The sequence below is a fragment of the Acetobacter persici genome (assembly GCF_018256955.1).
In the GTDB taxonomy this organism is placed as follows: Bacteria; Pseudomonadota; Alphaproteobacteria; order Acetobacterales; family Acetobacteraceae; genus Acetobacter; species Acetobacter persici.
This window is the reverse complement of record NZ_JAERKU010000003.1, coordinates 186,133-199,383: the sequence shown is the minus strand read 5'-3', so window position 1 is coordinate 199,383 and position 13,251 is coordinate 186,133. Positions and strand designations below refer to the sequence as shown.

12 protein-coding genes and 1 tRNA gene are annotated in these 13,251 nt (G+C 58.8%); 3 read left to right on the top strand and 10 right to left on the bottom strand.

The genetic code is table 11. From position 1 onward, the window contains the following. Nucleotides 1-18: 18 nt before the first annotated feature. Together JK199_RS05315 and JK199_RS05310 are read right to left on the bottom strand one after the other, a co-directional pair. Nucleotides 19-1,557, bottom strand: coding sequence for an amino acid permease (locus JK199_RS05315; RefSeq protein WP_212353557.1), 1,539 nt, complete (start codon nt 1,555-1,557; stop codon nt 19-21). A 98-nt stretch (nt 1,558-1,655) separates the two neighbouring features. Continuing rightward, a complete protein-coding gene (locus JK199_RS05310; protein WP_212374314.1) occupies nt 1,656-2,504 on the bottom strand; it encodes an undecaprenyl-diphosphate phosphatase in 849 nt (282 codons plus the stop codon). A 130-nt stretch (nt 2,505-2,634) separates the two neighbouring features. Between JK199_RS05310 and JK199_RS05305 the strand changes: the two genes are divergently transcribed. Both JK199_RS05305 and JK199_RS05300 read left to right on the top strand, forming a co-directional pair. Continuing rightward, nucleotides 2,635-3,093 carry an MlaD family protein gene (locus JK199_RS05305; protein WP_212374312.1) on the top strand — a complete coding sequence of 153 codons (459 nt, stop codon included), beginning with the start codon at nt 2,635-2,637 and terminating at the stop codon, nt 3,091-3,093. Nucleotides 3,094-3,179: 86 nt separating this feature from the next. Then, nucleotides 3,180-3,254, top strand: a tRNA-Met gene (locus JK199_RS05300). Nucleotides 3,255-3,517: 263 nt separating this feature from the next. Here JK199_RS05300 and JK199_RS05295 read toward each other — a convergent pair. Beyond that, complete coding sequence (locus JK199_RS05295; protein ID WP_025825197.1) at nt 3,518-3,955, bottom strand: DUF4167 domain-containing protein; 438 nt, start codon at nt 3,953-3,955, stop codon at nt 3,518-3,520. A 252-nt stretch (nt 3,956-4,207) separates the two neighbouring features. Continuing rightward, a complete protein-coding gene (gene prmC / locus JK199_RS05290) occupies nt 4,208-5,095 on the bottom strand; it encodes a peptide chain release factor N(5)-glutamine methyltransferase (protein WP_212374310.1) in 888 nt (295 codons plus the stop codon). Nucleotides 5,096-5,127: 32 nt separating this feature from the next. On the opposite strand from prmC, the gene JK199_RS05285 reads away from it, so the two are divergent. Further along, complete coding sequence (locus JK199_RS05285) at nt 5,128-5,604, top strand: hypothetical protein (protein WP_244984918.1); 477 nt, start codon at nt 5,128-5,130, stop codon at nt 5,602-5,604. A 12-nt stretch (nt 5,605-5,616) separates the two neighbouring features. On the opposite strand, the gene prfA is transcribed toward JK199_RS05285, so the two are convergent. The 6 genes from prfA to JK199_RS05255 form a co-directional block, all read right to left on the bottom strand. Continuing rightward, complete coding sequence (prfA, locus tag JK199_RS05280; protein ID WP_077929996.1) at nt 5,617-6,675, bottom strand: peptide chain release factor 1; 1,059 nt, start codon at nt 6,673-6,675, stop codon at nt 5,617-5,619. Continuing rightward, nucleotides 6,672-7,943, bottom strand: a complete 1,272-nt coding sequence (hisS, locus tag JK199_RS05275; RefSeq protein ID WP_212374308.1) for a histidine--tRNA ligase — start codon at nt 7,941-7,943, stop codon at nt 6,672-6,674. The genes prfA and hisS overlap by 4 nt, the downstream gene beginning before the upstream one ends. A 140-nt stretch (nt 7,944-8,083) precedes the next feature. Continuing rightward, nucleotides 8,084-9,244, bottom strand: coding sequence for a flavodoxin-dependent (E)-4-hydroxy-3-methylbut-2-enyl-diphosphate synthase (ispG, locus tag JK199_RS05270; RefSeq protein ID WP_212374305.1), 1,161 nt, complete (start codon nt 9,242-9,244; stop codon nt 8,084-8,086). 130 nt (nt 9,245-9,374) lie between these two features. After that, the gene (locus JK199_RS05265; protein WP_244984917.1) at nt 9,375-10,850 is read right to left on the bottom strand and encodes a helix-turn-helix domain-containing protein; all 1,476 of its coding nucleotides are present in this window, start codon (nt 10,848-10,850) and stop codon (nt 9,375-9,377) included. Continuing rightward, nucleotides 10,813-11,898 (bottom strand): NAD(P)H-dependent flavin oxidoreductase, encoded by a 1,086-nt coding sequence (locus tag JK199_RS05260; protein ID WP_212374303.1) that lies wholly within the window; start codon nt 11,896-11,898, stop codon nt 10,813-10,815. The genes JK199_RS05265 and JK199_RS05260 overlap by 38 nt, the downstream gene beginning before the upstream one ends. Continuing rightward, nucleotides 11,891-13,144 carry an aspartate kinase gene (locus JK199_RS05255; RefSeq protein ID WP_025828563.1) on the bottom strand — a complete coding sequence of 418 codons (1,254 nt, stop codon included), beginning with the start codon at nt 13,142-13,144 and terminating at the stop codon, nt 11,891-11,893. Before JK199_RS05255 ends, JK199_RS05260 begins: the two co-directional genes overlap by 8 nt. Nucleotides 13,145-13,251: the final 107 nt, after the last annotated feature.

The window sequence follows — 13,251 nt, the reverse complement described above, 5'->3', positions numbered from 1 at the left end:
TGCCTCAGGCAGCCTTTTTTAGGCTGAGCGGGCCGCCTGCTCCTGCCCGAGGCGGGAATGTTTCCGGCCATAAAACCGGTAGCTTGCCCAGCCACAGGCGCAATAGATGGCCAGTAGGGTAGCCGGCACCGGGTCCCCGGAAAACAGGGCAAAAATCATATCCACAAACAGCGGCGCTGCCATAATCAGGCAGAACAGAATCCCCAGAAGTGGCACATAGCCAATCCAGAGACCCTTCACGGTAAAACCGCCACCCGGCACGCTAAAGGTGCGCGGAAAGTCGGGAGCCGTATTGCGGATCCAGATCACCGTAAAACAGACAATCCCAAACGCCGTGGCTGTTCCCAGACTCACCAGATCCCCGATGATATCAATAGGCAGGGTTGCTGTAGCAATAGCCACCACCACACCCAGCAGAATGGTCCCGACCCATGGTGTGCAGAAACGTGGATGCAGAGTGCAGAACAGCGGCATCAGCAGGCCATCTTCCGCCATAGCGAAAAAAATGCGGCTTTGCGCATAGAGCAGTCCAAACAGGACTGAGCAAAGGCCAATGACGGCCCCGATTTTAACAAAAAACGCCAGCCATGACTGATGCATGGCATTGACCGCCACGGCCAGAGGATCGGCCACATCCAGCAGTTTCCATGGCACGACGCCTATCAGCACGGCAGCTACAATCATGTAAACAGCGGTGCAGATCAGCAGGGACAGGATAATCCCGGCAGGAATATCACGCCGGGGATTACGCGCTTCGGACGACGCCGTGGAAACAGCCTCGAACCCGACATAAGCAAAGAAAATAATGGACGCCGCCCGGAAAATGCCTGGAATACCGTAGCGGAACCCTCCCTCATGCGGCGGGATAAAGGGCGTCCAGTAAGACGGATGGATCTGCCACAATCCAACGCCCACAAAAACTGCCAGAACCCCCACTTTCAGGAAGACGATGGCCGTGTTGATCCGCAGGGATTCCTTCACGCCGAGAATCAGAAGGCCCGTCACCACCAGAATGGAAAAAGCCCCCACCAGATCCAGCCTGCCGCCGCCTGAAATATGGCGTCCGGCACTATCAAAAATGACCTGAAGGGTCGTGGTGGTCAGCGCATGCGGAATCTGAATTCCAAAATCCTGCAGGAGACTGACCGCGTAACCAGAAAAGCCCGCAGCTACACCGGCGCAGGAAATGCCGTATTCCAGCAGCAGCAGCCAGCCGACGCCCCAGGCGCAGGCCTCACCCATAGACACATACGCATATGTATAGGCTGAGCCTGAAACCGGCATAGCGGATGCCAGCTCCCCATAGGATAACGCGGTAAACAGGCAGGCCAGCCCGGCCACAATAAAGGAAAGCAGGATAGACGGCCCGGCATAGTTGGCGGCCGCCGTTCCTGTCATGACGTAAATGCCAGCCCCGATGGTCGAACCAACCCCCAGCATGGTGAGTTGCAGAGGCCCCAACGTTCTCTTCAGCCGTTGAGCACCATTTTCCTGCTCAATTCTCTCAAGTGATTTGCGACGAGACCGCCCCGTATCCGGGCAGGATGAAAACCCCATGAGAGCTTGTGTAACCTCCAACCAAAAACCGGGCCTGATGATCCAGCCCGGTTTGCCAGCATTTTATGCCCTGCGCCTGTGCAGCGTAGGCTTTTTGTTTACGAAGAGAAATGAAAAATTACAGTCGCAGCCGCCCCTGCTGCCATACAATAATACGCGAACGGAGACAGAGCCCATCTGTCATGATCCCGGAAATACCGCATCAGGAACGCTGTGCTGGCCAGTGCCGTAAGCCCTGACACCACAGCCGCAATCAGCGCCAGATGCATCTGTGCCGGATCAAACGGTTCTGAGCGCAGCTTAAAAGCCTCACGCACTGTCGCGGCGATAATAACCGGCTCGGCCATCAGGAAAGAAAAGCGGGCGGCGGTATCATGCCGGAGGCCACGCAGCAACCCGGCGCAGATTGTCGCCCCGGACCGGGAAAAGCCCGGAAAGAACGCAATGCACTGAAACAGGCCTATAACCACAGCGTCCTTATACGTCATATCCGCCACAGTGCGGACATCACCCTGCCCGGAAACACCCCGCAGCCTTTCAGCCAGCAGAAGCATAAAACCATTTAGAAACAGGAAAATAGCGGCAGCCGAGGCAGAGCCAAACAGGCTGCGCAGCATATGTTCAAACAACAGACCGATAATAACAGCCGGAATAGTCGCGACCACCAGAAGGCTCAGGATATGCAGGCTCTGCATTTGCAGACTTCTGCCCTCACCACCCAGCGCGCCTTTGGCCAGCGCCATCCAGTCTTTCCAGAAAAAAATCAGCAGCGCGACAGACGTGCCAAGATGCAGCATGACCAGAAACGGCAGAAAGGCCGGGGCATGCTGGTCAAAAGACCAGTGCAGCAGCGCAGGCAGAATGACGGCATGCCCCAGACTACTGACTGGGAAAAGCTCCGTAGCACCCTGCAGGAACGCTATGATCATCGCCTGAAAGAAAGACATCCGCTACAAACCCTGATCTGGCCGCATCAAAGAAAGAAGGTTGTCCTTGCACCATGTGCTTACGTGCTGCAAGCATTGATGAAATTAAGGTGCGGCGCGCCAGAGCAGGGCTGACGGAGAAAAGAGAGACATGATTGGACGTGGTCGCACAGGCGCGAGCATTTTTAGCGGCGCAGTACTGGCTGGCACTCTGGCGTTTGCCCTCTATGCCCGTGCCACCCAGACGGCGCCGGGGCAGGACCGGTATGATCTGTCTGCCCGCTTTGTGTCCGCCAATGGCCTTAAACGCGGTGCGGACGTAGATATTGGCGGGGTCACGGTAGGCCGGGTTTCCTCCATCACGCTCGACCCGGCATCGCAGATGGCCATTGTGCGCTTTCGGCTGAATTCTGACCTGAAACTGCCAGAAGATACGACACTGACCATCGGCAGCAGCACCCTCTCCTCAGACAACGCTCTGCGGGTGGAGCCGGGGAAATCACACACCATGGTCGCACCCGGCGCCATGATGACGCACACCATAGAACCCTCCAGCCTGGAGCAGCAGGTCAGCAATTATATTTTCGGCGGCGGCAATCTGGATCAGTAAGGCGTCGCATAATTTTTGTAATAAATTCAGACTTCACGTCTTGACGGCCTCCCCTTCCGGATAGTAGATCACCTCCACCGAACGATGGCGGCGTAGCTCAGCGGTAGAGCAGGGGAATCATAATCCCTTGGTCGGCGGTTCAAATCCGTCCGCCGCTACCATCTTTCCTTAAAAATCAGATCATTAGCCTGATCAGCTCTTTGCTGAGAAAACGGTTATGAGAGATTTTAAAGGGTTCGGTTTTTCTCTTTTTTGAAAAATCCCCCAGGCGGGAATACGCAGAGCTCGTCCGCAAAACGACTCATGCCCATCTGAATGTCGAGCGATTTCCATGCCACATTGAACGTAGCATGGATCAGTCGCGCCCTGCCCTTCAGCCCGCCCCTAAAGCCGGAACTGAAGCACAGAAGTCATAATTTTTCGATTATTCGGAAAGTTCTGGCTGAGGCTCGTTATCGTGCTGCGCAGACTGAGCATCTTCTGCCTCGCGATGCCCTTCATCGGCTTCTTCAGCAGCATTCATCTGCGCCCGGCTGGACTGACGCGCGGACTGACGTTCTGCACGTTCCTGCTGGCTCTGCTGCGCGGCCTGCGCCATGGCGTTCATGATACGGAAATAATGCTCGGCATGCTGAAAATAGGCTTCAGCGGCCACGCGGTCACCTGCACCCGTCGCATCACGGCCATGCTGGAGATATTTTTCAAAAAGCTGCTGCGCTGTCCCGCGCACACGGACATCCGGCCCATGGCTATCAAAAACATGGTTCCGGTTCATCGGGATCTGACCATTCAGATGCCGGGAAGTTCCACCACTTCCACCGCTAGGGCGATGATTTCTGGTTCGCATCCGTTTTACATTCATGAGCTATCGCAGCACTTTCCTGTTCATGGCGTTCTGCATGAAGAAACAGTCCAAGACTATTGTGTTAAGACGCGTTTCCTGACTGAAGGCCGAATTGTCTTTCGGAACGGGCTTAGTCCAGCGCAGAGAAAACCGCTGCTGAGTGAAAAGCCCCATGGCTTGTCCGGGTAGCGGCTAAAATAAGACCATCGCTACCAAAAGGATAAGCTCCGGGCACATTATCAATCAGCGGCCATAAAGCCAACCTGTTTTTTATGCTGTCTTTTCACGACAGACCCGCAAAACTGCGGCTCTCGGCACATCTCCAAAATCAGACCGGATTTCCAGCACCTCAAGGCCCGCCGCAGCGGCCACTGCCCGCAGGTCTTCCCCCTGCCCGATCCCAATTTCAAAAATGGCCACCCCGTCCGGCGTCAGCAGCCGGGGCATACGCGCGCACAGATCCCGGTAAGCCTCCATACCGTCTGCACCGCCATCCAGTGCGGCAAGCGGTTCATGCAGGCGCACCTCAGGCATCAGTTCAGCCAGATCGGCAGTAGGAATATAGGGTGGGTTACTCAAAACCACATCAAAACGCTGACCTTGCAGGGCATTATCCCACACTCCGGCCATAAAGAGCGCTCTGTCCGCCAGACCACAGCGGCGGGCATTGCCCTGGGCCAGCACGGCGGCTTCCGGATTGATATCTACCCCGATCCCCCATGCCTCCGGATATTCCGCCAGAGCAGCCAGCAACAGGCAGCCCGTTCCCGTGCCGAGGTCCAGCATGGTTTTGCTGCTGTGTATGTCCGGGCAATAATCCAGCAGGCAGGACAGCAGCGTCTCACTATCCCCCCGCGGCACCAGCGTCGCGGAGGAGACCGCCAGATCCAGCGTCCAGAACCCTTTGCTACCGGTTATAAACGCCATCGGCTCCCGCGCCGCCCGCCGTGCCAGATAGGTCAGAAACGGCTGGTCCGGCACCAGATCTCGCGGAGAGCGGGAGAGCATCTGTTCGGCGGTAAGGCCCAGAGCGTAAGTCAGCAGCAGCCGGGCTTCACGCCGCGGCCCTTCAATGCCAGCGTCGCTCAACTGGCGTGTGCCCAGAGCCAGAAGCTGCTCCAGCGGCTGGCAGGTCTGGTGGTTTTCTGCTCTAGTCACGGGAGTATTGTCCTGTCAGCGGCTTGGGTGTCATGACGCGTTTTTTTAGCATTCCCCTCATCTCCCGCACGGCCTTAGCGGTTTGCGCCTCTTTTGTCACAGCCCCGCTTGTCGTGACACCAGCTCTGGCTGGCGACTTTACCGTAACGGACGGGAAAGCCAGTGCTGAAATCTCGGAAGTCTCGCGCATTTATATTGACGGCACCCTTGCCGCCACCATCCGGCTGAATGACAAGACCCCGGAAAAAACCATCCACGTGACGACGGCAGCAGGCCGGCTTGAGCACACCTATACCTTATGCGGTGAAATTACGATCCGCACCCCGGAAGGTCGGGTGGAAACGCATGAGGTGAACAGTGATGGCACCCTGCATAACCCCGACCACCATCATTTCTATGCGCTGGGGTCAGACAACTTCACCGAGTTTTTTCTGCAGGACCCGGATGATCCGGACGCCGCCGAACATCACCCCGGCCAGTCCAGCGTCTGCGCAACGCCGGTCAGCTAAACAGCAAACGGCTTACAGACCTTCCGCCGCCAGCAGGGCTGCCTGCTCTTCCTGCGTCAGGGCGTCCACAAAGTCATCAATCTCGCCCAGCATGATGCGGTCAATCTTGTAGAGCGTCAGAGTCACACGGTGGTCCGTCACCCGCCCCTGCGGGAAGTTATAGGTACGGATACGCTCCGACCTGTCCCCCGTCCCGACCTGAGAACGTCTGTCTGCGGCCCGGGACTCATGGGCCTGCGCCCGCTGCTGCTCATACAGCCGCGCCCGCAGGATCTTCATGGCCTTAGCCTTGTTCTTATGCTGGCTTTTCTCTTCCTGCATGGCCACCACAATGCCGCTCGGCATGTGGGTGATACGCACAGCACTTTCCGTTTTGTTCACATGCTGACCGCCCGCGCCGGAGGCACGATAGACGTCGATGCGCAAATCGGTTTCATCAATCGTGACATCCACCTCTTCCGCTTCGGGCAGCACAGCCACCGTCACGGTAGAGGTATGGATGCGGCCCTGACTTTCCGTGGCAGGCACACGCTGGACCCGATGCACACCGGATTCATATTTCAGCCGCGCGAACACGCCTTTGCCGGTAATTTCGGCAATGCCACACCGCAGGCCGCCCAGCTCACTTTCATCATAATCCATGACGGAAAAGCGCCAGCCCCGCAGGTCCGCGTACCGGCGATACAGGTCAAACAGTTCGGAAGCGAATAACGCCGCCTCATCCCCGCCCGCAGCGGGCCGCACTTCCAGAATGGCGCTGCGCTCATCCGCTGCATCCCGCGGCAGCATCGCCAGCCGCACATCCTGCCGCAGTTGTGGCAGGGCATCATGCAGCTCGGCCAGTTCGGCTTCTGCCAGTTCCTTCATTTCCGGGTCAGCCAGCAGAGCTTCCGCCTGACGTGCGCCCTGCTCAGCCGCACGCAGGGCGTTAATACGGGAGACAACGGGTTCTATCTCCCCGTACTCCCGCGAGGCCTGCGTAAACGCCTCTCCACTCACACCACTTGCCAGCAGGGCCTCAAGCTCCAGCGCCCGGCCAACAATTCTGTCCAGCCGTTCGTCCAGAGTCATTGCGCGGCAGACTCACCTGCTTTTGCAAACACGCTGGCCGCAGCGGAAAACAGCGTCTCACGAGACACTTCTGCTTCTTCACCCGTTTCCATGTTTTTCACACGGAAGCTGCCTCGCGCCAGCTCATCATCCCCCAGAAACAGCACATGGCTGGCGTTCTGCTTACCAGCCCGTTCCATCCTCTTCCGCAGGGAACCGCGATAGCCAATTTCCACCCGCACACCCTGCTGCCGCAGCGTTTGCAGAATGGCGAGGACGGCGTTTTCATCCGGCGTGCCCACCGGCACAATCACAACAGAACGCGGGGCCGCAGGGGCAGCGTCCAGTAACATCGCAAGGCGCTCAATCCCCGCGGCCCAGCCAATAGAGGGCACTTCCGGCCCACCCATCTGCTGCACAAGCCCATCATACCGCCCGCCAGCCAGCACTGTGCCCTGTGAGCCAAGGCGGCGCGTGACGAACTCGAACGTCGTATGGTTGTAATAGTCCAGCCCGCGGACAATGCTCGGGTTGATTTTATACGCAATCCCGAACCCATCCAGCGTGCGCAGCAGACCATCCCAGAACGTGCGGGCCTCCGGGGTCAGGAACTCTTCCATCATCGGCGCATCGGCCACCAGAGAGCGATCCCCGGCGTCCTTACTGTCGAGGATACGCAGCGGATTTTTTTCCAGACGGTTCAGGCTGTCTTCGGACAGCTTGTCTTTATGCCCGGAAAAATAGGCGACCAGCGCCGCGCGCCAGGCATCCCGGCTGGCTGTATCACCCAGCGTATTGAGTTCCAGCGTCACATCATCCGCAACGCCAAGCGCCGTCAGCAACTGGTGCGCCAGAGCAATGGCTTCCGCGTCGGCCAGAGGTTCCGCTGCCCCCAGAAGCTCGGCACCAATCTGGTGAAACTGGCGATAACGGCCCTTTTGCGGGCGCTCATACCGGAACATCGGTCCGGCATAAAAAACCTTCTGCGGCAGGGACTGGGTCAGGCCATTGGTTACCAGCGCGCGGCAGATTGCCGCCGTTCCTTCAGGCCGCAGGGTCAGACTTTCCCCGTCACGGTCATTGAAGGAATACATCTCCTTGGACACCACGTCGGACGTATCGCCCAGAGAGCGGGAGAAGACGCGGGTTTCCTCAAAAATCGGGGTCGCCCATTCGTCAAACCCGTAAAGGCCAGCAATATGGCGGGCTACAGACACCACATGGGCGTGCCGGCGCTGCTGCTCCCCAATAAGGTCGTGCGTTCCTCTGACGGGCTGAATGTTACTCACGAATGGCTCCCGGCCTGACATCCGCACGAACTCAAGGGCCGCCGGACACCATGTCCTGATCTGTCATAAAAAAAGAAAAACCTGAAGGATGCGTGAGAGGCCAACGCCCGCTCACGCATCCTTCAGAGAGAGTGTGTGTATTATTTGGCGGAAGACATTTCCGGCAGTTCCGGCGCAACGCCTTCAGCTTTTTCTTTAGCTTCTTCTGCCTGAATGGCCGCCACGCGGGCTTCCACCAGTTCCACAACATGCTCAATCATGTCGGCACCCGGCACGGTATGATCCTGCTTCCCGGCGGAATAGACCATGTGGCGGCCAGAGCCGCCGCCGGTCACACCCAGATCCGTCATCAGGGCTTCACCCGGACCATTCACCACACAGCCGATGATGGAGAGGGTCAGCGGTGTCTTGATATGCGCCAGACGATCTTCCAGCGTCTGCACCGTTTCTACCACGTTAAAGCCCTGACGCGCACAGGACGGGCAGGAAATGATCTTCACACCGCGGTGGCGTAGGCCGAGGGATTTCAGGATATCCCAGCCGACCAGAACTTCTTCTTCCGGCGCTGCGGAGAGAGAAACGCGCATGGTGTCACCCACACCGGCCCACAGCAGATTACCCAGACCGATAGAAGATTTCACGGTGCCAGCCCGCTTGCTGCCAGCTTCTGTAATGCCGATATGCAGCGGGTAGTCACACGCATCCGCAAGCTGCTGATACGCAGCAACTGCCATGAAGACGTCAGACGCCTTCACGCTGATCTTGAATTCACGGAAGTCATGATCTTCCAGAATTTTGGCGTGTTCCAGAGCGCTTTCTACCAGCGCTTCAGGGTTAGGCTCACCATATTTTTCCAGCAGGTGCTTTTCCAGAGACCCGGCATTCACCCCAATACGGATGGAGCAGCCATAGTCTTTGGCGGCCTGCACAACTTCACGCACGCGGTCAGGGCTGCCGATGTTGCCGGGGTTGATACGCAGGCAGGCCGCACCTGCTTTGGCGGCCTCAATCGCGCGCTTATAGTGGAAGTGGATGTCGGCCACGATGGGCACGTTCACTTCCCGCACAATTTCTTCCAGCGCCTTCGTGCTCTCTTCATCCGGGCAGGACACACGCACAATATCAACGCCCGCCAGTTCCGCACGGCGGATCTGTTCGATCGTCGCCTGTGCATCACTGGTCAGGGTGTTGGTCATGGTCTGGACGGAAATCGGCGCATCCCCACCGACGGCAACCTTGCCGACATGGATTTTCCGTGATTTCCGACGCTCGATATACTGGTAAGGCCGGTAGCCACTCATGTTAGATCCTTTTGTCGAGACGACAGTTGTCAGGCAAACCGCGTTCCGCCGCGCGCCTGCCCATTACGTTTGATGCCTTCCTGCCAAAATCAATGCGCGTTGGCTACATGAAAGCACGAAAAACAGTCCTTCAGTGCCCGGTTATCCCCTGAAGCTGGCGGGCATTCAGATCATCCGCGCTGGAGTCATGCTGCTCCACGGGCTGACGACGGGGGCGCGGTCTGGAGGGTGCAGGCGGCTGCCCCCCTGCGCCCTGCGACGGCGCCACAGGCTGGCCATTCGGCCCGACAGAGAGCGCCTGCCCCGCAACACTGGCGCCTGCACCAACAACACCAGCACCAGCACCAGCACCAGCACCAGCGGGTAGCTTATTTTCTGGCATTGCGGGACCCGAAATTCCGCCTGCTCCGGCAGGAGTGGCAGGAGTGGCAGCCGGGGCAGGCGTGACACCACCCGCAGGGGCGCTCTGCGTGGTTCCAGCCAGAGAACCATCTCTGACGGCCTCTGGCGTCAGAACCAGCTTTCTGCGCACCGCTCCATTTTTACCCAGAGGCTGCGTGGTGACAGCACCTGCGCTGAGCACGATCCCACCGGCATTCCCGACGGTCAGACTATATGGCCCACCGTCCACAGGCACAGCCCACTGGTCTCCAACCTGCATGATATGGTCATACGAGACCTTACCGCTGGCATCCCTCACCTGCACCCAACTAGGCGCAATGGCTTTCAGGGTTATCTGATTATCAGGCACAGCCGGTACTGGCTGGGGTGGTTCGGCCCCCGGCGGCACGGTCGCTGCCTGCGGATTAGCAGCCAGCGCGGCATCTCCTGCCGGGCTTGCAGCCGCTCCGTCAGCCCCCACACTCCCGTCCTGCTCCGCAGGAAAAGCGGGCCTGGTGAAATCAGGATTTTGTGCGGTCTGCTGCGGTGCGGCGGAAGACCCTGCGGGCGGCGTCTGAGCAGAACTGGCTGAGGAGCCTGCCAGCGCGCCTGCGGATGCTGCCGGGGCGTCCGGCCTGCGGGAAGGCACGGCTCCGGGGCCAGGCAGAATGGACGCCACTTGCGGAGAAGGGGTGTTGGAGGTCTGAGTGCCCGGAATAATGGCCGCCACTGGCGGCACATGCTCAGGGGCTGGCGGGGCATGCCCGATAAAATGATACCACCCGACATAACTGGCAAGGATCACGGCGAGCCCCAGAGACACGCTGACACCCGGAGGAATACGCCGGTCGGGCTGCGGCGCGGGGAACGTCAGATCAGGCTTCTGGCCGCCGCTTTTCCCCTCCCGCTTATAGCGCTGCACCAGAGTTGAGGCATCAAACCCCAGTGCCGTGCCATAGGTGCGCAAAAACCCCAGCGCATAGGCTTCTGCCGGGAAAACACCGGCACGCCCGCTTTCCAGTGCTTCCAGATAGGATTCCCGGATACGCAGCCAGGCTGCAACATCCGCCAAAGACCAGCCAAGCTGTTCCCGCCGCGTACGCAACGCAGCCCCCACCCCGAGGCTTTCAACATCAGGCAAAGGAGGCGAGAAAGCAGGAGGTTCCTGCTCTGGAACAGAACCGGATTCAGCCATTATAATCCATGCGCCGCTGCTGGCGGACAAGCGCCGTAACAGCCTGCTCAACAAGGTCAGAGATAATTTCAGCCACCGGCTGAACGGCCTTTACCATACCCACGGACTGCCCGGCCATGACAGATCCGTTTTCCACATCTCCATCAATCACAGCCCGGCGCAAAGCGCCAGCCCAGAAATGTTCGATATCAAGCTGGGCATCCTCACGCGTCAGTTCACCGCTCTGAAAGCGTTTAATGACGTCAGCCTGATGCGCAATAAAGCGGCGGCTGCCCTCGTTCACCAGCCCACGCACGGGAATAACCGGAAAACGCTCATCAAGCTGCACGGACGTAATGGCATCCCGCGCATTGGACCGCACGAAGGCCGTCTTGAACTTTTCATGCGCGATGCTCTCGGCGGCCGCCGCAAACCGCGTTCCGAGCTGGCCACCGGAAGCGCCCTGCTCCAGATAGGACAGGAGCGCATCTCCACGCCCCAGACCACCCGCGACAAACACAGGCACCTGATCAATATGCGGCAGGATTTCCTGCGCGAGCACCGTCAGGGACACAGGGCCGACGTGGCCACCAGCCTCAGCCCCCTCAATGACCAGCGCATCAACACCCATCTTGATCAGGCGTTTTGCCAGCACCAGAGCCGGAGCAAAGGCAACCACCTTCGCGCCCCCATCCTTGGCAGCCTTGATCGCAGCCCCCGGCGGAATTCCACCGGCGAGAACAATATGGCCGACACCGGCCTGAAGGCAGACCTCAACCAGCTCATTAAGCTGGGGATGCATGGTGATCAGGTTTACGCCAAACGGACGATCCGTCAGCGCACGGGTTGCCGCGATTTCTTCCGCCAGCCGTTCGGGCTGCATGGCCCCGCAGGCAATGACGCCAAACCCGCCAGCATTGGAAATGGCCGAAACAAGATGCCGCTCACTCACCCAGGACATCGCACCGCCAAGAATGGCGTATTCCGTCCCAAGGAACGCGGTGCCACGCTGGCAAAGACCGTCAAACCGTTTTCTGGCGCGAATTCTTTCCGCCTCGGTCGGCGGAGCGTTCAGGTCAGGGGCGGACATGTCAGACATTATCCAGCCCGTATGCTGTGTGCAGGGCGCGCACGGCCAGTTCTGCATATTCGGCAGACAGCAGGACCGACACTTTGATCTCGCTGGTGGAAATCACCTGAATATTGATGGAGCGCTCAGACAGCGTGCGGAACATGGTTGCCGCCACCCCGGCGTGGGACCGCATACCGGTCCCAACCACACTGATTTTTACAACATCGGCGTCTGTGGCCAGTTCTTCATACTGCACGGCTTCCCGCACGGATTCCAGCGTGCTGATCGCGCGCGGCAGGTCGGTCTTGCTGGTGGTAAACGTCATGTTCGTCGTGCCGTCAGCACCCGTGCTCTGCACAATCATGTCCACGTTCACGTTGGCTTCGCTCAGCGGGCCAAAAATTGCCGCGGCAATGCCGGGACGATCAGGAATACGCCTGACCGACAGCTTTGCTTCATCACGGGAATACGCAATGCCGGTTACCAGTTTCTTTTCCACGATTTCGTCCTCATCCACCACAAGAGAGCCGGGCAATTCACCTTCAACCAGCGCCGGACCATCCACAAAGCTTGAAAGCACCTGAACGCGCACCTGCTCACGCATGGCAAGGCCCACGCTGCGCGTCTGCAACACCTTGGCCCCTACAGAGGCCAGTTCCAGCATTTCCTCGTAGGTGATTTTTTCAAGCTTGCGAGCTTTGGCCACAATGCGCGGGTCTGTCGTGTAAATCCCGTCCACATCGGTATAAATATCACATCGGTCAGCCTTGATCGCCGCAGCAAGCGCCACAGCAGACGTATCAGACCCACCGCGCCCCAGTGTCGTCACGCGGCCATCCGGCCCCACGCCCTGAAAGCCTGCCACAACCGGCACCATACCTTCAGCCATGCACCCCAGCAGCCGTTCACCGTCAATCGTGTCCAGACTGGCCTTGCCATGCACCGAGTCGGTCCGGATCGGCACCTGCCAGCCAGCAAAGGAGCGTGAGGGCACGCCCAGCTTCTGCAATGCAATGGCCAGCAGCCCGCTTGTCACCTGCTCACCTGTCGCCACAATGGAATCATATTCCCGTGCGTCATGCAGGTCAGACAGGTTATCGCAATAGCCGACAAGCTTGTTGGTTTCTCCGGCCATAGCGGAGACAACCACCAGCACATCACAGCCAGCGTCCTTCTGTTTTTTAACACGCTCGGCCACAGCCTTAATGCGCTCAAGATCCCCCACGGATGTTCCACCGAACTTCATGACGATCCGAGGGACGGAACCGGGCATAATTTTTTCTCCACCAGACGGGCTGCAAATGGTTGCACAGCTTCACAAGGCGCGTCACATACCCTTCCCGGCCCCCTCTCGTCCAGCGGGGGAGATCAGCAGGAAAG